The 17,834-nt window shown below is 38.6% G+C and carries 21 protein-coding genes; 3 read left to right on the top strand and 18 right to left on the bottom strand.

The genetic code is table 11. The annotated features are described in order from the left end of the window. Positions 1–4: 4 nt before the first annotated feature. From resA to L6W14_RS05845, 6 genes are all read right to left on the bottom strand, one after another. Positions 5–544, bottom strand: coding sequence for a thiol-disulfide oxidoreductase ResA (gene resA / locus L6W14_RS05870; protein ID WP_004232210.1), 540 nt, complete (start codon positions 542–544; stop codon positions 5–7). 317 nt (positions 545–861) lie between these two features. Then, positions 862–1,593, bottom strand: coding sequence for a pseudouridine synthase (locus tag L6W14_RS05865; protein ID WP_131519534.1), 732 nt, complete (start codon positions 1,591–1,593; stop codon positions 862–864). Positions 1,594–1,893: 300 nt separating this feature from the next. Continuing rightward, positions 1,894–2,481, bottom strand: a complete 588-nt coding sequence (locus tag L6W14_RS05860) for an alkaline shock response membrane anchor protein AmaP (RefSeq protein ID WP_227744819.1) — start codon at positions 2,479–2,481, stop codon at positions 1,894–1,896. A 107-nt stretch (positions 2,482–2,588) separates the two neighbouring features. Continuing rightward, on the bottom strand, positions 2,589–3,659 hold the full coding sequence (locus L6W14_RS05855; protein ID WP_131519533.1) for a D-alanyl-D-alanine carboxypeptidase family protein: 1,071 nt from the start codon (positions 3,657–3,659) through the stop codon (positions 2,589–2,591). Between the two features lie 73 nt (positions 3,660–3,732). Continuing rightward, the gene (scpB, locus tag L6W14_RS05850; RefSeq protein WP_131519532.1) at positions 3,733–4,326 is read right to left on the bottom strand and encodes an SMC-Scp complex subunit ScpB; all 594 of its coding nucleotides are present in this window, start codon (positions 4,324–4,326) and stop codon (positions 3,733–3,735) included. Next, the gene (locus tag L6W14_RS05845) at positions 4,298–5,077 is read right to left on the bottom strand and encodes a segregation/condensation protein A (RefSeq protein WP_131519531.1); all 780 of its coding nucleotides are present in this window, start codon (positions 5,075–5,077) and stop codon (positions 4,298–4,300) included. The genes scpB and L6W14_RS05845 overlap by 29 nt, the downstream gene beginning before the upstream one ends. A gap of 55 nt (positions 5,078–5,132) precedes the next feature. On the opposite strand from L6W14_RS05845, the gene L6W14_RS05840 reads away from it, so the two are divergent. Further along, entirely contained in the window at positions 5,133–5,639 is a 507-nt protein-coding gene (locus L6W14_RS05840; protein WP_237899821.1) for a DUF309 domain-containing protein, read from the top strand. Here L6W14_RS05840 and L6W14_RS05835 read toward each other — a convergent pair. From L6W14_RS05835 to L6W14_RS05780, 12 genes are all read right to left on the bottom strand, one after another. Further along, positions 5,636–6,007, bottom strand: a complete 372-nt coding sequence (locus L6W14_RS05835) for a GNAT family N-acetyltransferase (protein WP_004232192.1) — start codon at positions 6,005–6,007, stop codon at positions 5,636–5,638. The two genes, L6W14_RS05840 and L6W14_RS05835, sit on opposite strands and share 4 nt — an antisense overlap. Positions 6,008–6,206: 199 nt before the next feature. Continuing rightward, the gene (gene lysA / locus L6W14_RS05830) at positions 6,207–7,526 is read right to left on the bottom strand and encodes a diaminopimelate decarboxylase (protein WP_131519529.1); all 1,320 of its coding nucleotides are present in this window, start codon (positions 7,524–7,526) and stop codon (positions 6,207–6,209) included. Positions 7,527–7,750: 224 nt separating this feature from the next. Beyond that, the gene (locus L6W14_RS05825; protein WP_131519528.1) at positions 7,751–9,199 is read right to left on the bottom strand and encodes a spore germination protein; all 1,449 of its coding nucleotides are present in this window, start codon (positions 9,197–9,199) and stop codon (positions 7,751–7,753) included. 15 nt (positions 9,200–9,214) lie between these two features. Then, the gene (sigF, locus tag L6W14_RS05820; RefSeq protein ID WP_283778184.1) at positions 9,215–9,958 is read right to left on the bottom strand and encodes an RNA polymerase sporulation sigma factor SigF; all 744 of its coding nucleotides are present in this window, start codon (positions 9,956–9,958) and stop codon (positions 9,215–9,217) included. Between the two features lie 58 nt (positions 9,959–10,016). Beyond that, a complete protein-coding gene (spoIIAB, locus tag L6W14_RS05815) occupies positions 10,017–10,457 on the bottom strand; it encodes an anti-sigma F factor (RefSeq protein ID WP_048391296.1) in 441 nt (146 codons plus the stop codon). After that, positions 10,450–10,803, bottom strand: coding sequence for an anti-sigma F factor antagonist (spoIIAA, locus tag L6W14_RS05810; RefSeq protein WP_004232181.1), 354 nt, complete (start codon positions 10,801–10,803; stop codon positions 10,450–10,452). Before spoIIAA ends, spoIIAB begins: the two co-directional genes overlap by 8 nt. 239 nt (positions 10,804–11,042) lie before the next feature. Then, a complete protein-coding gene (locus L6W14_RS05805) occupies positions 11,043–12,293 on the bottom strand; it encodes a thymidine phosphorylase (RefSeq protein ID WP_048391297.1) in 1,251 nt (416 codons plus the stop codon). A 13-nt stretch (positions 12,294–12,306) separates the two neighbouring features. Continuing rightward, positions 12,307–13,488, bottom strand: a complete 1,182-nt coding sequence (gene deoB, locus L6W14_RS05800; RefSeq protein WP_237899819.1) for a phosphopentomutase — start codon at positions 13,486–13,488, stop codon at positions 12,307–12,309. A gap of 98 nt (positions 13,489–13,586) precedes the next feature. Next, positions 13,587–14,489, bottom strand: a complete 903-nt coding sequence (gene xerD, locus L6W14_RS05795; protein ID WP_131519525.1) for a site-specific tyrosine recombinase XerD — start codon at positions 14,487–14,489, stop codon at positions 13,587–13,589. A 174-nt stretch (positions 14,490–14,663) separates the two neighbouring features. Further along, a complete protein-coding gene (locus L6W14_RS05790; RefSeq protein WP_004232171.1) occupies positions 14,664–15,128 on the bottom strand; it encodes a ferric iron uptake transcriptional regulator in 465 nt (154 codons plus the stop codon). Positions 15,129–15,250: 122 nt separating this feature from the next. Then, entirely contained in the window at positions 15,251–15,763 is a 513-nt protein-coding gene (locus L6W14_RS05785; protein ID WP_131519524.1) for a hypothetical protein, read from the bottom strand. A 53-nt stretch (positions 15,764–15,816) separates the two neighbouring features. Beyond that, complete coding sequence (locus L6W14_RS05780) at positions 15,817–16,374, bottom strand: NUDIX domain-containing protein (RefSeq protein ID WP_237899812.1); 558 nt, start codon at positions 16,372–16,374, stop codon at positions 15,817–15,819. A 76-nt stretch (positions 16,375–16,450) separates the two neighbouring features. Here L6W14_RS05780 and L6W14_RS05775 point away from each other — a divergent pair, with 76 nt between their 5' ends. Both L6W14_RS05775 and L6W14_RS05770 read left to right on the top strand, forming a co-directional pair. Next, entirely contained in the window at positions 16,451–17,350 is a 900-nt protein-coding gene (locus L6W14_RS05775; protein WP_131519522.1) for an aldo/keto reductase, read from the top strand. Further along, the gene (locus L6W14_RS05770) at positions 17,347–17,826 is read left to right on the top strand and encodes a VanZ family protein (RefSeq protein ID WP_237899810.1); all 480 of its coding nucleotides are present in this window, start codon (positions 17,347–17,349) and stop codon (positions 17,824–17,826) included. Before L6W14_RS05775 ends, L6W14_RS05770 begins: the two co-directional genes overlap by 4 nt. The last annotated feature ends 8 nt before the right edge of the window (positions 17,827–17,834 follow it).

Genomic DNA, 17,834 nt, shown 5'->3' with positions numbered 1-17,834 from the left:
TCATTTACTCCTTATTTGGCTTCACTAATTCCATGTACGAAGCAATATCTTTCTCCGTCATTTCACCTGTAATAATTTTGGCCACTTTGCCTTCTGGATCAATTAACACTGTTGCAGGTAATTGTCCTACATTATAAGCAGTCATAACACTTTTTGTTTTGTCGATAACTACTGGAAATGACAACCCATATCGATCGACAAAATTCTGTACTTCAAAATCTGTTTGAGCAATATTGACAGCTAATGTTTGTACACCGTGATCTTTAAATTCTTGATACTGATTGTCCATTGCGGGCATTTCCTTCTCACAAGGCTTACACCAAGTTCCCCAGAAATTTAAAAATACCCCTTGCCCTTTATAATCCGACAATTTATGTTTTTCACCGTTTAAATCTACTAACGTGAAGTCAGGTGCCTCAGAGCCTACTGCTACTAACTCTACTTTTTCCTTTGTTGCTGTTCCATATACTGTGTACCCGATTGCCAACGCTAACACAGCTAAAATGACAGTTCGCAGTACAAGACGTTTTTTCTTTTTCTCCAAGTTAATAAACCCCCTATCAATTACGGCTTGCGTTGCTTTTACATATTGAAGAAACAAATAGAACTTTTTCACTCTCTATACGTCTATAAATATGTAAAAGCTTCTTTCACATTGACGTCAACAATACCGGATTAAATGTGTTACAGCTTTTTTGAACAAACTGCTACTAGGTGTACTATTCTCACCTATTATAGCAAAATGATACAAAAACACTTAGCTATTAATTATGAATGATTTATGAACGATTTCACCACAAAGAAAGTGTAAACATCCAAATACCTCTTGTGGTATCCACACTTTCTTCTGGCAAAATTGCATTAATCAAGCTTTCCTGTTTCTGCTAACACACGTAGTTGCTTTACTTCATGCTTTGATAATTCACGGTATTCTCCTGGAGTAAGGCCAAATAAATCTAAGAAAGCAAAGCGTTCGCGTTTTAATTTAACAACGGGTGTTCCAATCGCTTCAAACATACGACGAACTTGGCGATTGCGCCCTTCATGAATCGTAATTTCGCAAATAGCTTTGCCCGCTTTTTCATCGAAAGATGTCATGCTTACCTTAGCAGGTGCTGTCTTACCATCTTCTAATTTGATCCCACGTTGAAGCTTTTTAAGTCCTTCAATTGTTGGCACACCTTTGACACGAGCGATATATGTTTTGTCAATTTTAAATTTCGGATGTGTCAACATATAGGAAAATTCTCCATCATTTGTCAATAGCAATAATCCAGATGTATCATAATCAAGACGACCAACTGGGAAAATACGTTGCGGAATATGATGAAATAAATCTGTGACAGTTTTGCGTCCTTTATCGTCTGTAACTGCAGAAATTGTTCCACGTGGTTTGTAAAGTAAGAAATATACCTTATCTTCTTTTTCTAATTTCACACCTTCTACTTCAATTGTATCGGAATTAGATACCTTTGTTCCTAACTCACGAACCACTACACCATTTACTTTAACTTTACCTTCTAAAATCAATTGCTCTGCCTTGCGCCTTGATGCAACGCCTGCATAGGCAATGACCTTTTGTAATCTTTCCATTTCTTCACCTCTAGTTTTCTTTCACATTGACACGTTCGTCATCATTCGATTTCGATCCAATGAATAGGGTTATTTTTCCCGCTAATCTGTGAAAATTATGTCATACTTTTAGACATTATTAAAGAAAAACAAATTTCACATTTTTTAATTAAGTATTCCGACTAATTTCTCATTCGTTAATTTCTTAACATTTGAACCGAGATTTTGTTTTGTTTACTAGCAGTATACTCATTTGATAATCATGCGAATCGATTGTAAAATGTTTATTTTGACACAAAAAAAGCTACCATTCGGCAGCTTTTATTTGTATACATTTTCAATTGTTAGGCCACGCTGCTTTAACTCATTGGCTATATAGTTTTTAGCCAGTACCATGTTGCCTGCCAAAGGTTCCTCAATTGTGGAACCATCTTGAATTGTAAAAACCAGATGATCAGGCTTTGTCACACCACTTTTTTCTAGATTAACCTGCTCAACTTTCACTATTTCTTCCCACTCGACAAAATTTACTTTTAAACTAAAAAATGGATTCATATGAATACCGCTTGAATCTATCCATTTATAAGTATTAAAGCTTAATGCGATGAAACCTAAGGCAATTAATAAGGAAGTAGACACTAGACCACGTTGAATATTCTTTCTTTTTTTCGTTTTAGGTATGATCAAATAATTGATTAGTAGTACGAGGGCCATGACAAATAAAGAGACCATAAAGATAATATAAGCATTAAAATAAGGTGCAAAATAATAAAATTCATTTGGTCGATATAGTATCTCTTGAATTGGATATAGTAGAATGACAGGGACAATTAAACTTGATAAAAATAAGATAATGATTAGCCCAAATTGAATTTGCCTACCATTACTTTCCATTGAAGCTTTCCTCAATTTATGCACCCCCTTTTTAAGAAAATTAAGAATTTTTACACTCATTATCATTTTACCAAATTTAACATCAATTGATCAAATAATGTAAAAAAATCAGCAAATCGTTTTTAACGATCCGCTGATTCAACTTTTACTGGCGTTGCATAAATCCGTTCTTCTCCTATAAAGATCGACAAAACTGCTTCTTGGCGTTTCCTTGAAACATGTAATACTTGCCTCACTTGTTCTTTCTCCTCTTTATTTAACTGTAGTCGAACGGGCTCTTGTAAACGAATAGCTAACTTTTTATTGACATTGTATTTACCCTTTTTCACTACTGTTTCAAGACTATAATCTTGCCATACTTTATTAGATAAGCCTCGATGTACATTCCAATCATCTGATTCATTTAATGTGACGACAATGCAGATTTGCCCGTCCTTTTGAAAGGCCGTTGCAAGTGTTCGTCCAGCAACCTTAGTAAAGCCCGTTTTCCCAGCGAAAGCAGTACCAGTGGCTGACTTTAAGGAACTAACAGGCTGTTCTGTCTCATCATCTATATCTGCCGCCATTCCTGAGCCTTCTCTTAATAGACGGTGTTTATTTTCCCATAGCATTCCGTTTACTGTATTTGCCCGATAAAGTACCGTTGAAGCAATTTTCTCAAAGGTTTTATTTTGCAAAGCAAGTCTTAACATCTCAGCAGTATCTCTTGCAGACGATAAATGCTCATCATGATGAAGACCAGAAGGATTCATAAAGACGGTATTGGTAAGACCTGCAATAACAGCTCGTTCATTCATTAATTTGACAAAACCCTCTACAGAGCCTCCTACATGTTCGGCTAAAGCTGTTGCAGCATCATTGCCGGAACGCAGCATTAAGCCATACAATAACGTTTCAACTGTCACCGTTTCACCAGCCTGTAGGTAAATAGAGCTTCCCTCAGCCATAGCAGCCTTCGGAGATATTACAACTTCATCCTGCAAGTCACTATTTTCAATTGCCACAAGTGCTGTCCAAATTTTCGTTAGACTAGCAATAGGTAATCGTTCATCGCTATTGGACCCTATTAAAATCCGTCCAGTATCGCCATCTAAGACAGCATAGCCGCTTCCTCCTCTTGCAAAGCTAGTCTGAGGAAGCATTACCATTAACACAATGATCATAAACAGTGTTAAACGAAATAACCGAAGCAACGAGCCACTCCTTATTCAATGTGATAGGAAATTATAGATTTATATTTATGTTGAAGGCCAACCATTATACCCATTATTTTGCCACGCTAAATGTCTCTTGGAACTTTGTCATAAATAAATCTGTTTCTTGTTCTGTATCAACAAGATCCTCTTCAGGTAGAGGAGGCATTTCTTCTATACTATTTAAGCCAAAATAATGTAAAAATTCTTTGGTTGTTCCATATAAGATGGCACGTCCAGTCCCTTCTGACCGTCCTACTTCTTTAATTAATCCTCGTGAAACTAATGTTTGGATGGGACGCTCACACTTGACACCACGCAAATCTTCTATTGCTACACGGGTAATGGGCTGTTTGTATGCCACGATTGCCAACACTTCGAGGGAGGCTTGAGATAAGGATTGTGCGGTTGGATTTTCTACTAATCTTTGAATCGTATCGGCAAACTCAGATTTTGTAATGAGCTGATAAACGCCTGCAATTTCTTTCACCGTGATTCCTCTTGTTAAATCTTCTTCGTAGGTTTCTCTCAAGGTATTCATTGTTTGCAGAATCAGCTCTTCCTGCTCTCCTAAGAGTTGTGAAAGTTGTTTAATCGTTAAGCCATCATCTCCTACAACAAATAATAAGGCTTCAATTCTACTCTGTAACATCAATGTTTTCGTCATCTTCCCATTCCTCCTTCTGTAAGGTAACCGTTAATTCTTCAAAGTTACCATCTTGCTCTACGATGACGACCTGACGTTTCATCAGTTCAAGAAGAGATACAAACGTCAGAATAAGTGTTGGCTTATCTTCAAAGGGAAAAAGCTCGAAAAATGATGCACGTCCACCTGTTAATCGTAAAGAATCCACAACAGAGCGCATTTGATCTTTTACTGATCGTTCCTGCCTTGCTACAGTAGTTTTTAATGGTTTTTTTAATTTTTTGCGACGCATTAATTTCTGAAATGCTCCAAGCATATCATAGATATTCACATTCAAATCAAATAAAGCCATCTGTTCTTCTGAGGCTAATCCTGTTAAATCAGCAGGTGGCCTCGTAAATACCTGTGCTCGGTCTGTTTCAAGCTCTTGCAAATTACTAGCTGCTTCCTTGTATTTTTTATATTCGATTAAGCGTTGCACCAGTTCTTCACGAGGGTCAGGGCCGTCCACTTCTAATTCTGCGTCCTCCATCTCTCCTTCGTGAATTGGCAATAACATGCGGCTTTTAATTGCCAGTAACGTTGCTGCCATTACTAAATATTCACTTGCTTCATTTAACTCTAATACTTGCATTGCATGTATATGGTCGATATATTGTTGTGTAATTTCAGCCATTGGGATATCATAGATATCAATTTCCAATCTGTGAATTAAATGCAATAATAAATCAAGAGGCCCTGAAAAGGCTTCTAATTTTACTTCATAAGACATTATTTTACCACCCTGAGATTCTATGTTCTTTTAGTATAGTGGAAAGGAGTCCAAAATGCATCCACAGCATCATACTTTATTTATAGATTACTGTGCCTATTTTAATGGCAATCAAGATTTTTTTGAATGCCATGAAGTGCTAGAGGAATATTGGAAGGAAATTGCACCTGGCGATAAAATGCATCCGCTTGTCGGCTATGTGCAGCTGGCAACAGGTTTCTATCATTGGCGACGTGGTAACAATACTGGTGCTAAACGAATTTTAGAAAAAGCACTTCATAACTTTCAAGTAAATGAAGGGCATGTTTTTTTCCAAGAAATTGATTATCTTGAACTCCTAACACAAATAACAAAAGCTATCACTTCGATTGAAATGGGCAAGTCCTTTCAATCTTTCCAGCTTCCTCTCTCACCTCACTTGCTGGATTTAGCCCTAGTACGTATAAAGCTTTTGCCATCAAATAGCTCAAATTATCTTCTTCATAAACATATGCTTCGAGATCGCTCACATATTCTTGCAGAGCGACAAGAAAGCAAACAAAGAAAAAGCAGACGTTGTTAATCGTCTGCTTTTTCATCGATACAATGAATACATTTTTGAACAAAACTACGTGTTTCATCTGTAGCGCGTACACTTTCATATTGGCCAAGTTCCGCCACTTCTTGAAGCATCTCCGTTGCTACGCCCTCTCCTCTATAGGAAGGGATCACCGACACGTGCTGGATTGTGGCTATATTATGCTCATCAACAACAAGCCCTACAATGCCAACATATTCATCATTCTTTTTCCATAAGTATAAAACCCAATTATCGTCATTTTCATAGGAGTGGATGGTTTCTGTAAGCTTTTTTACGTCTTTTTCGTTAGGCATAAATGAAAGTAGCCCCATTGCTATTTTCTCTAAAGCTTTTTTATATCGAATTAACATATTTGTCTATTCCCTCTTTTTCTAGCTGTACATAATCTTTGACTATCCTACACGATTTGTACTTTTACCGCAAGCCAATTTCTGTCTTACGAACCAGGTCCGAGAATACCTTTCGACGCCAACACCCAATAGACTACGCCCCATAATAAAATAAATGTTGTAATGGACGCTAGTAATACCCACTTATTTTTCCTCAAATTTACTCACCCTTTTTTAAAGTTAGCGGGAGATCGTTTTGCACAATATCTTCATAACTTTCGCGGCGAATAGCTAGTTGATGCTGTCCATCCTCTACAAATACAACTGCAGGTCTTGGCACACGATTATAGTTACTAGCCATCGAATAACCATACGCACCTGTACAGAAGATGGCTAATACATCACCTGAAGCAGCATCTTGTAGTTTAGCATCAATAATTAATTTATCGCCAGATTCACATAATTTACCAGCAACTGTATAAAGTTCATCTTTCGGCTCGTTCGCCTTACTTGCAATGACTGCCTCATACTTAGCGTCGTATAATGCGGGACGGATATTATCGCTCATACCTCCATCAACAGCAATATATTTCCGCACATCTGGCACAGTTTTTTGTGAACCGATTGTATAAAGAGATGTTCCTGCATCACCTACAAGTGATCGACCTGGTTCAATCCAAATTTCCGGCATCTTCAGTCCAAGAACAGTTGCTTTATTTTTGACAACTGTAATCATATCCTCTACATATACTTGTGGTTCAAGCGGTGCATCTTCTTCAGTATAACGAATACCAAAGCCCCCACCTAAGTTTAACACAGTACATGTAAATCCGTGAGTCTTGTTCCAATCAGAAATTTTGTCAATCAATTTTTCTCCAGCTAACCCAAAGCCGGCAGTGTCAAAAATTTGTGAGCCAATATGGCAATGTAAACCAAGAAGCTCTAGGAATTCATGGTTAAATGTTTGTTGGAATGCTTCATCTGCTTGACCATTGTTTAAGTCAAAGCCGAATTTTGAATCTGCTTGACCTGTCGTGATGAAATCATGCGTATGTGCTTCCACACCTGGTGTAACACGTAATAATATACGCATTTTTTGCTGACGGCGCTCCGAAATATCTTTTAAAAGCTGTATTTCATAGAAATTATCTACAACAATACATCCAATCTTGGAGTCAAAAGCTAGCTCTAATTCAGCAATGCTTTTATTGTTACCATGAAAATGAATGCGCTCTGCAGGGAAACCAGCCTTTAAGGCCGTAAATAATTCGCCACCAGATACAACATCCAATGATAAATTTTCTTCTGCTGCTAATTGATACACTGCTACACATGCAAATGCTTTTGAAGCATAAGCTACTTCTGCTTTTACACCTAGTTTTTTAAACGTATCGATAAAGCTACGCGCACGCTTACGAATAAGTGCAGTATCATACACGAAAAGTGGTGTACCATACTCTTTTGCTAGCTCTAATGTGTCTACCTGTCCAATTGTTAAATGACCATCTTCAGAAATCGCTTGTGTTCCATATAAATGCATGTGCATCTCTCCCTTTTCACATCGTTCCATCTTGTTATTTTTACGATTTGAAAGTGGAATGGTTCTTTACTACATTAGAACCATTCCATCAAAAAATTATTTCCCTCAACTATAAAAAACAAATGTATAGTTCTTACTTTTTCTTGAATGAAAATAATTTTTGCAAAAATCACAAAATACTATATGTGAACTTTATCACATGAAAAAAACGAGTGCAACGGCTCCTATGATCTTTTTCGCTGTTTGGAAGCGACTACATAAGGTCTTAGTGCATCCGCTGTCATTGGGAAGCGAATAATGACACGAAGCATCGCTGTTGGAAAGAATGGAACAAGCGGCCATAAATAAGGTGCCTGCATTGGTCGCAATGAACATAAATACGTAAACAATAAAAATAAACCAATAAATAACCCATTGACACCCCAGAGACCCGTCATCAGAAGTAACAGTAACCTAAAAATTTTAATGGAGATACTAAGCTCATAGGATGGAATAATGAAAATAAGAATGGCTGCCACCGCTGTATAGAGGACCACCTCTGAAGAGAATAATCCAACATCTATGGCAATTTGACCAATGATTACCCCCGCAACCAACCCCATCGCTGTGGACAGTGGTGACGGAGTATGAATGGCGGCCATCCTCAAAAATTCTATTCCAATATCTGCAATCAAAATTTGTAGTAATAAAGGTACATGCGATTTCTCCTCCGTACCTAAAAAGGAGAGGGCATCTGGAAGTAGGGATTCATTCGTTGCAAATACATACCACAATGGCAATAAAAGTAAACCCATTACAGAGCCAAAATATCGCATAAAACGTACGAACGTCCCTACTGTGGGTGCTTGACGATATTCCTCTGCATGCTGCAATAAATGAAACACTGTAACAGGTACTAAAATAACGGATGGAGAAGTATCGACTAATATAGCTATATGCCCTTCAAGTAGATGCGCTGCAGCAATATCAGGTCTCTCCGTATAACGTACAAATGGAACTGGGTGGAACTTTTGTTTAAAGAGCCATTCTTCTAATGATTTATCGGCCATCGTCAAGCCATCATGATTTATTTGTCCAAGACGCTGTCGTAAACTTTCGAGCATATCTTCATTGGCAACATCCTTCATAAACGCGATCGCCACGTCGGTTTGACCGATTTTGGATATTTTATGTAGCTCGAAACGTAGATTACTATTACGAATTCGCCTACGTATTAAGGCAGTGTTTTGAGAAATCCCTTCTGTAAAGCCATCCCTTGATCCACGGATAACTTTTTCATTATCCGGCTCTTCTGGAGAACGACCTGGATAGTTTCTAAGCTCCGCAACATAGCAATAGCCACTTTTAGTAATAAAGGTGACTTGTCCACTTAAAATGGCTAGTAAATAGGCTTTACGCTCTGTTTCTTCTGAACGTCCATGGAAATTAAAGTAAGACTCAAAATATTCCTTCTCATCCTCTACATCAATTTCAATGTCCTCTTCTGGAAGCATGCTAGATAGTAACTGTGTTAAAGCTTCTCCATCTACAAGCCCACTAATATATGCACAAAGGACCGGCAAATCTTTGACAAATAAGTGTTTAATACCAACGTCAAACGATTCGCCGTCACCAAATTGTTCTATAAGAAAATCTTCGGCTTCTTCTAAGCTGTTAAATAATTTATTTGTCATGCTGTCACCATTTTCTTAGATGTCTTTTTTTATTGCTTCCTGCTCCACTGTTGCACTTGTTGCCATCCAACTTTTCAGCTGGGCAAGGATTTTTTTCTCTAAACGGGAAACCTGTACCTGCGAAATACCTAATCTATTTGCAATTTCAGTTTGCGTGCAATCTGAAAAATAGCGAAGATATATGATAGACTGCTCTCTTGGCTCAAGTCTCGTTAGTACTTCTTTTAATGGGATGTAATCAAAGGGTTGCTCCGATTTTTCATCCTTCATTTGATCCATTAGTGTAATGGAATCCCCTTCACTCTCATACAATTGCTCATGAAGAGAGGCAGGGTCTCTCAGTGCATCGGATGCGGTAACAATTTCCTCTGTTGTCACACCAAGCACCTGAGCAAGCTCTTGAATGGTTGGTGGATGTTCATTCTTTTTAATAAATTCATCTGTAGCATGACGGATTTTAAAATTGAGCTCACGAATAGAGCGGCTCACCTTCACCATGCCATCATCCCTTAAAAAGCGCTGAATTTCTCCAATGATCATCGGTACAGCATAGGTTGAAAATTTCACATCATAGGTTAAATCAAATTTATCCACAGATTTCATGAGCCCTATGCAGCCAATCTGGAATAAATCCTCAAGCTCAACACCTCTCGTTGTAAAACGTTGAACAATGGACCACACAAGTCTCGTATTGCCTTCTACCATTCGTTTACGAGCCTCATGATCGCCCTGCTGTGCGCGTGCAATTAAATCACGCATTTCCTCCTGAGACAATAGCTTATCGGACGACTGTTCTAACGGCTTCACGGGTTTAACCTCACATTACCGCTGTGCGAACTGTGTAAAATTTCTTCGTGAATGTTACAGTTGTTCCTTCTTGCCATTTTGATATAACTGTCAGCTGATCTGAGAAGCTATCCATAATCGTGAAGCCCATACCCGAACGCTCCATCATACTTTTTGTTGTAAATAATGGCTCCATTGCTCGACTAACGTCTTCAATTCCTATCCCTTTATCCATGACAGATACTGTCACAATATCATCCTCACGTTTAGCATGAACTGTCACAACACCCTTACCATCTTCTTCATAGCCATGAATAATAGCATTGGAAACTGCTTCTGAGACAACTGTTTTAAATTCTGATAGCTCATCAATAGTTGGATCTAATTGAGCAATAAAGCCTGTAACAGCTACACGCGCTAAAGCTTCATTTTCACTAATTGCCAAAAAAGTTAATGTCATTTCGTTATCCATTTACAATCCCCCTTACGCGATCAATCGCTTGTTCCTCTGTTGCATCCATCATCCACGGTCCTAAACCTGAAAATTGAAATACTTTTCGCATTGTTGGCGATGGATTCAATAATATAGTTCGCCCAGCAACTGCCTCTAACTCACGCATACGACCAAGCACTAATCCAACTCCCGAACTATCCATGAAAGATAGTCCTTCCAAGTTCCAAATGATGGTCGTCACAGTGCCTTGAAAAATTGCTGCAGAAATTTTCGCTCGAATTTGTTCAACGGCATGATGATCGAGCTCCCCAAACAAACGTATAACGACTGTCTCTCTTGTGACCATTTCTAATTGATAATGCATGAACATCGCCTCCTCCTCGTGCAATTCCACATTCAATAGGTTGAATCCTTGTGGCTGACAGAACTAGTGCAAAGTCTTCCGAAATAGTGTCTAATCGACATACTTATAGCTTTTTAGGTTATGTGCAGTATGGGATAAATCTACAATTTCTAAACGCTATCGAGCTCTAAATTTTGGCGATTCATCGAACGCACAAAAAAGCGAGAACCCTTATAAGTGAGGGCTCTCGCTAATAATCTTTATGCAATTGTATAAGCTTGCTGAATTTTATTAATTGTCTCTTCATCAATTGGCTGATTGGAATACAAATAAGCAATCGTATCGCCATTATTGACATGATCACCTTTTTTGGCGATTAGCTGAATTCCTGCATCATAATCAAGCTTTGATTCCTTCGTTAAACGTCCAGCGCCTAGACTAACACTTGCTTCTCCAACTAATAAAGCATTAATCGTCTCCACCGTGCCCTCTGAAACCGCTGTCACTGCTACTTTATGAGCTGTGTCATTTTGAACAATATCAGAGACTACTCCTCCTTGCGCCACAATAAACTCCTCGAATTTTGCAGCTGCAGAGCCATCTGCTAGCACTCGCTTAACAGCAGCTGTTGCTTCCGCTTCATTCACACCTGCCGCAATTTGGTACATCAAGGAAGAGATGACAACACATTCATCAACCAAATCTTCATGCGTTTCTTCCATACGTCCACTTAATAGGGCATAAGCCTCCACTACCTCAAGCTTATTACCAATCATTTTCCCTAACGGATTATCCATATCACTGATGTGTGCGATGACTTTACGGCCAAGTTTTTCTCCAATAGCCGTCATTGTATCTGCTAAACGCTGTGCTTCTTCCTGCGTCTTCATAAACGCACCTGAGCCACATTTTACATCGAGGACTATACCATCGGCACCACTTGCAATTTTTTTACTCATAATCGACGCTGCGATTAATGGAATAGAATCGACAGTACCTGTCACATCACGCAATGCATATAATTTTTTGTCGGCTGGTACTAGATTACCTGTTTGTCCAGCAACGGCAATTTTATGCTGATTGACATTATCAATGAACTCCTGTGATGAAAGCTCTGTTTTAAAGCCCTGAATGGATTCAAGTTTATCAATTGTCCCACCAGTAATCCCTAAGCCTTTACCGCTAAATTTCGCAACAGGAATTCCTAGAGCAGCAATAATTGGCGTAACAACAAGTGTAACCTTGTCACCAACCCCTCCAGTTGAGTGTTTATCAATTTTAAAGCCTTCAATAGATGTTAAATCAATGACATCGCCTGATTCGATCATTGCCTTAGTTAAATAAAATGTCTCATCATCAGACATGCCTAATAAACGTATCGCCATTAATAAAGAACTTGCTTGATAATCTGGGATAGAGCCTGTCGTATAGCCTTCAACAAAATACTGAATTTCAGCTTGAGAAAGCTCTAATCCTTGTTTTTTCTTTTCAAACAATTGAACCATATTCATACAAAAAACCCCCTTATTTCAAATCATGTAAGAAACTTTTACCGAATGGCGGTGCGTCTACATGAAAGTTTTCTGCAACTGTTGCTGCAATATCTGCAAAGGTTTCACGAAGCGCAAGTTCCGCACCACCTTTAAAACGTGGTGAATAGACAATTAGTGGTACATATTCGCGTGTATGATCTGTTCCTGGAAAGGTTGGATCATTGCCGTGATCTGCTGTAATAATTAATAGATCGTCTTCTGACATTGCCTCTAGAATTTCTGGTAGACGTGCATCAAATTCTTGTAATGCCTGTCCATAGCCTAGAGGATCACGTCGATGGCCGTAATTGGCATCAAAGTCGACTAAATTTAAAAAGCTTAGACCACGGAAGTCACGACGTACAACTTCTGCAAATTGATCCATACCATCCATATTATTTTTTGTACGTACAGAATCTGTCACACCTTCACCATTGAAAATATCTGAGATTTTTCCAATTGCAATCACATCTAATCCCGCGTCCTTCAAAACATTCATTGTTGTACGACCAAATGGCTTTAACGCATAATCATGACGATTGGATGTACGAGTAAAGTTTCCAGGCGTACCAACAAATGGTCGTGCGATGACGCGACCTACTAAATATTCAGGCTGTAATGTTAATTCACGAGCAATTTCGCAAATTTTATATAACTCTTCTAACGGAATGATTTCTTCATGAGCAGCAATTTGTAAAACAGGATCGGCTGATGTATAGACAATAATCGCACCTGTTTCCATATGCTCCTTCCCGAAATCTTCAATTACTTGTGTACCACTTGCTGGCTGATTGCATAGCACTTTCCGACCTGTACGTTTCTCTAGCTCATCAATTAGCTCTGCTGGAAACCCATCTGGATACACTTTAAAGGGTTTATCAATATTTAACCCCATGATTTCCCAATGGCCTGTCATCGTATCTTTACCAACTGATGCTTCTTGCATTTTACCGTAGTATGCTTTAGGGTCAGTAGTTGCATGCATTCCATGCAATGGTTCAATATTCGCTAAACCAAATGACTCCATTACTGGCATTGTAAGCCCATTCATTTTTTCAGCGATATGTCCTAGTGTATGTGCGCCAACATCCCCAAATTTTGCAGCGTCTGGCGCTTCACCAATACCTACGGAATCCATGACAACAACATGGATTTTGTTAAATGGTTTATTCATAATGGTTGCCTCCTAATCTCATGACTCTATTTTACCAAAAAAATGCGAAAAATAAAGGTCAGACATCCGACTGAAATATAATTTTTTCCTATTAACTTTTAAGCCCGTGGATGGAATTGCTTATAGACCTCAGATAATCTTGTTTTGCTAATATGTGTATAAATCTGCGTAGTAGAAATATCTGCATGACCAAGCATCTCCTGCACCGCTCGTAAATCGGCTCCATTTTCAACCAAATGAGTGGCAAAGGAATGACGCAATGTATGTGGTGTTAATTCATGTTGGATGCCTGCCTTTAGCGCATGCTCCTTCATTAATTTCCAACAACCCTGCCTTGTTAAACGTTTCCCTCTTTGATTAATAAAAAACGCATCTGTTTTGGGGTACTTTCCCTGTAATTGACTACGAGCACCATTTAAATAGGCATTTATTGCCGAAAGTGCGCTTTTGCCGAGTGGAATGATTCGCTCCTTGCCACCCTTCCCAAATACACGTACAAAACCCATTGTTATATGAATATCAGCTAAATCCAGTGCAATAAGTTCACTGATGCGCATACCAGAGCCATATAATAACTCCAGCATGGCAAGATCACGTATACCTTGTGGCTTACTTTTATTAGGAGCTGTTAGTAAAGCTTCAATCTCTTGGATAGATAAAATATTAGGCAACTTTTGCTCAATTGTCGGCATCTCCAAATGGACTGTCGGATCAGTTTCTGCGCGCTTTTCTCGTAGTAAAAATTGGTGGAAACTCCGAATCGAAGAAATATGACGGGCAACGGTACGACTTGTCTTTCCCTGTGCCCGCAATTGCTCTAAATGGCGTAATATAGTTGTCCGTTCTACCACACTAAAATCAGACATACCTTCTGCTTCCTTTAAAAAATGTACATAGCTTTCTAAATCTCGGCGATAGGATGCTAATGTATTAACAGATAACTGCCTTTCCACCTGAATAAAATGGATATAGTCCTCTACTGCATATTGAAATTCATTCATCACAACGCCCCCTCACTGTCAATTATTCTCTATTTTAGCATGGCCTTAAGAAATGTGCTAAAGGACCCTCCATTCGACATAAACCACCAACCCTAATGGTGTCTATACTTCAATAAAATAACAAAAAACTGCCCGATTCAATCTATACCAAAGATTAAAACAGACAGTTTTTCGTTATTTTTCTTCATTCGATTCGTCGTTTTTATCATGACAGCGCCAGCATATGCCGTGGAAAGTTAGTCGGTGATCTTTTATGATAAAGTTCCAACGTTTTTCAACAACGGCTTCCACATCTTCAAGTAAATCTTCTTGAATTTCATCAACAGCACCACATTCGATACAAACAAGATGATGGTGGAAATGGGCAGCTCCCTCTTGGCGTAAATCATAGCGCGATACGCCATCGCCAAAGTTGATTTTGTCGACAATTTTGAGCTCAGTTAATAATTCTAACGTTCTATAAACAGTAGCTAGACCAATCTCAGGTGCTTTTTCTTTTACTAAAAGATAAACATCTTCAGCACTTAGGTGGTCCTCTTCGTGCTCAAGCAAAACAGCAACTGTCGCTTCTCGCTGCGGCGTCAGCTTGTAACTAGCACTATGCAACTGTTTTTTTATACGATCAATTCGGCTCTCCATGTGACGCCCCCCTAAACTCTTTCCATTATACCAAAGGAGTAAATCCTATTACAAGATAGTGAATAGATTTCTAACATGCTTCTACTTTTTTATCTGATCACAATTTTGATCTATTCAATCCATCATTTTAACACATAAGAAATAACAATAAACTCAGCAACTATTATGATGAAAAATGCGATAAAATTCAACAAAATTGTCCGACCAGATACTTGTTTCCCGATTTTTCGCTTTGACCAAGCGGGTACAAGTAAATTGCATAGGACTAGCAACAATATACAATAGATGAGCTGAAATGGAAACCACCAAATCGTATAAAGCCAAAAAGCTTCAAGTTTTTGTAATAAAAAAACCGAACTAAAGCCAAAAAAAGTGGCACGCATGGCTACCGTCACACGCACTAACACCTTTAAGACGCTATGTGTTGCTAGTAATAATATAAGACCTATGGAAATAGCAACAGGCAGTACTAAACGAAAAATGGATTGCCTGTCCCCATCTGCTAAACGAGGCTCTATAAATAATAGAAAGGGTTCCGCTTTCGGTCCACCAATAATATGAAAGAAAATAACGCCACAAACAAAACTTACTGCAATGATGGAAGCGTGATAAAAAATAGACACCGTACGAGACATAAACATGCTCCTTTTCTATCAAGGTTTGTACAGCTTATGCTCGTCCGTCTCTATTATGCTAAAAGATTATTTTCTAAATTTGCAGCTAGCCATAGCACTGCGAATGCTGTTTTAGCATCATATATACGCTGGTCAGCCACCATTACTTGTGCTTCTTCCAACGAAACTTCTAATAGTTCGACAAATTCATCCTCATCTAAATCTGCTTTATTGTCTATTGTATATAATCCCTTCGCCACAAACAAATGAATAACTTCATCCGCAAAGCCTGGTGATGTTGCAAATGTTTGTAAAAAAGTAAGTTGATGTGCGCCATAACCTGTCTCTTCCTCTAATTCTCGACGTGCTGTCATCACTGGCTCCTCACCTGGCTCAAGCTTTCCAGCCGGAATTTCAATAATAGAACGCTCCAGTGCTTTGCGATATTGCTCTACTAACACTAGTTTACCCTCGTCCGTAACAGCAATCACTGCTACTGCACCTGGATGCTTTATTATTTCACGTTTTGCATCCTGTCCATTTGGTAAAGTGACATCATCAATTTGTAGTTTTATTATTCTACCGTCATAGATCGGTGTCGTTTTCGTTGTTTTTTCCTCAAACTTTTTCATTGACGATAACCTCGCTTGTTCTTCAGATATGTTCATTGTACCATTACAAGTAGAGAAATCGAAGGAGGTCATTCGTATGAAAAAAAGACAGCTTGGTACAAGTGAATTGTTTATTTCAGAGATTAGTTTAGGAGGCATGTCTCTTTCGACAGATAAAACACAAGCAGCTGCCATTGTCGATATGGCATTAGATGCTGGCATTAACTATATTGATACAGCGGATTTATATGATTATGGTGCAAATGAAGAGATTATCGGTACAACGTTAGGTAAGCGTCGTCATGATATCATTCTAGCAACAAAGGTAGGTAATCGGTGGGCAGAAGGGATAGATGGCTGGCATTGGGATGCATCACCATCCTATATAAAAGAAGCTGTCCATGCTAGCTTACGACGTTTAGGAACAGACTACATTGATGTATATCAATTACACGGTGGCACAATCGAAGATGATTGGGACGGGATAATTGACACATTTGAAGGACTGAAAAAAGAAGGGCTTATTCGTGAATATGGTATATCCTCCATACGTCCTAATGTATTGCAGCGATTTTTACCTGCAAGCTCCGCTAGAAGCGTCATGATGCAATACAGTGCCCTCGATCGCCGCCCTGAAGAATGGTTTAACTTTATTGCGAAACAGGGTGCTTCTGTTGTAACACGTGGCACAGTGGCAAAGGGCTTATTAACGAATAGCTGGCAACAACGTTTACAACATGTAAATGGTTTTAACACCTATACTGCTGAGGAGTTAACATCAACGTTAACAGACTTAGCTATACACTATGATGATTTGCATGCTTTGGCTATCGCTTTTAATCTGAAAGAGCCAACAATCGCTTCTACGGTCATTGGTGCAAGCTCACAACAACAACTAGCACAAACGCTTGCTTCCTACGAGAAAATTAATTCAATAACAGATTTCAAGGTAGCTAATGTGCTAACAAAAAATGAGTACTATCAAGAACATCGATGAAAAAATGGCTAATTTTACTCATTTGTCTAGTTGTACTAGTAATCTCCTCTAGTATGACCTATGAGCAACAAAGTATACTACCAGAATTAGAAGATTTGCTCGCCAATAAACCTTTCGAAGAACAACTATCTATTTTAAAAATTCCCTATTGGGGAAACATCGTTTCAGTGGAAGAGCGAGGTTATTTTCCATTTGTAGAGTTTTTAATTCGTAAATTGACACACTTCATGGGATTTGGATGCATCGCACTTGGCCTTTACTTTGCCTGGGGAAAAAGACGTTTTGCAGCAAGTATTGCTATCGGTGGAACAGCTATAATTGCGGTGCTTGATGAATTTCGTCAAGGCTTTACGCCAGGTCGTACAATGAGTGCTCAAGATGTGCTTGTCGATACAGCTGGAGCCATTGTTTTTGTTAGTCTCATTGTTGCAGTAAGAAAAATACTCAAAAATAAAAGACAAAAGGCTCAATTATAGCCTTTTGT

This window comes from Lysinibacillus sp. ACHW1.5 (assembly GCF_022014815.1).
Taxonomy (GTDB): Bacteria; Bacillota; Bacilli; order Bacillales_A; family Planococcaceae; genus Lysinibacillus; species Lysinibacillus capsici.
Note: the sequence above shows the minus strand (reverse complement) of the source record. Positions and strands in the feature narration are given on the sequence as shown.

Excerpts from the sequence above, each read along its gene's own strand:
- L6W14_RS05770 (WP_237899810.1), top strand. The coding sequence starts at position 17,347 with ATGAAAAAATGGCTAATTTTACTCATTTGTCTAGTTGTACTAGTAATC.
- lysA (WP_131519529.1), bottom strand. The coding sequence starts at position 7,526 with ATGCATTTATATGGAACACAAGCGATTTCTGAAGATGGTCATTTAACA.
- spoIIAA (WP_004232181.1), bottom strand. The coding sequence starts at position 10,803 with ATGCATTATCAATTAGAAATGGTCACAAGAGAGACAGTCGTTATACGT.
- L6W14_RS05785 (WP_131519524.1), bottom strand. The coding sequence starts at position 15,763 with ATGTCTCGTACGGTGTCTATTTTTTATCACGCTTCCATCATTGCAGTA.
- L6W14_RS05805 (WP_048391297.1), bottom strand. The coding sequence starts at position 12,293 with ATGAATATGGTTCAATTGTTTGAAAAGAAAAAACAAGGATTAGAGCTT.
- L6W14_RS05825 (WP_131519528.1), bottom strand. The coding sequence starts at position 9,199 with ATGACAAATAAATTATTTAACAGCTTAGAAGAAGCCGAAGATTTTCTT.
- L6W14_RS05780 (WP_237899812.1), bottom strand. The coding sequence starts at position 16,374 with ATGAAAAAGTTTGAGGAAAAAACAACGAAAACGACACCGATCTATGAC.
- L6W14_RS05845 (WP_131519531.1), bottom strand. The coding sequence starts at position 5,077 with ATGTCTTATGAAGTAAAATTAGAAGCCTTTTCAGGGCCTCTTGATTTA.
- L6W14_RS05835 (WP_004232192.1), bottom strand. The coding sequence starts at position 6,007 with ATGTTAATTCGATATAAAAAAGCTTTAGAGAAAATAGCAATGGGGCTA.
- xerD (WP_131519525.1), bottom strand. The coding sequence starts at position 14,489 with ATGAATGAATTTCAATATGCAGTAGAGGACTATATCCATTTTATTCAG.
- L6W14_RS05790 (WP_004232171.1), bottom strand. The coding sequence starts at position 15,128 with ATGGAGAGCCGAATTGATCGTATAAAAAAACAGTTGCATAGTGCTAGT.
- L6W14_RS05840 (WP_237899821.1), top strand. The coding sequence starts at position 5,133 with ATGCATCCACAGCATCATACTTTATTTATAGATTACTGTGCCTATTTT.
- deoB (WP_237899819.1), bottom strand. The coding sequence starts at position 13,488 with ATGAATAAACCATTTAACAAAATCCATGTTGTTGTCATGGATTCCGTA.
- sigF (WP_283778184.1), bottom strand. The coding sequence starts at position 9,958 with ATGCGTGATTTAATTGCACGCGCACAGCAGGGCGATCATGAGGCTCGT.
- L6W14_RS05865 (WP_131519534.1), bottom strand. The coding sequence starts at position 1,593 with ATGGAAAGATTACAAAAGGTCATTGCCTATGCAGGCGTTGCATCAAGG.
- scpB (WP_131519532.1), bottom strand. The coding sequence starts at position 4,326 with ATGACGAAAACATTGATGTTACAGAGTAGAATTGAAGCCTTATTATTT.
- spoIIAB (WP_048391296.1), bottom strand. The coding sequence starts at position 10,457 with ATGGATAACGAAATGACATTAACTTTTTTGGCAATTAGTGAAAATGAA.
- L6W14_RS05775 (WP_131519522.1), top strand. The coding sequence starts at position 16,451 with ATGAAAAAAAGACAGCTTGGTACAAGTGAATTGTTTATTTCAGAGATT.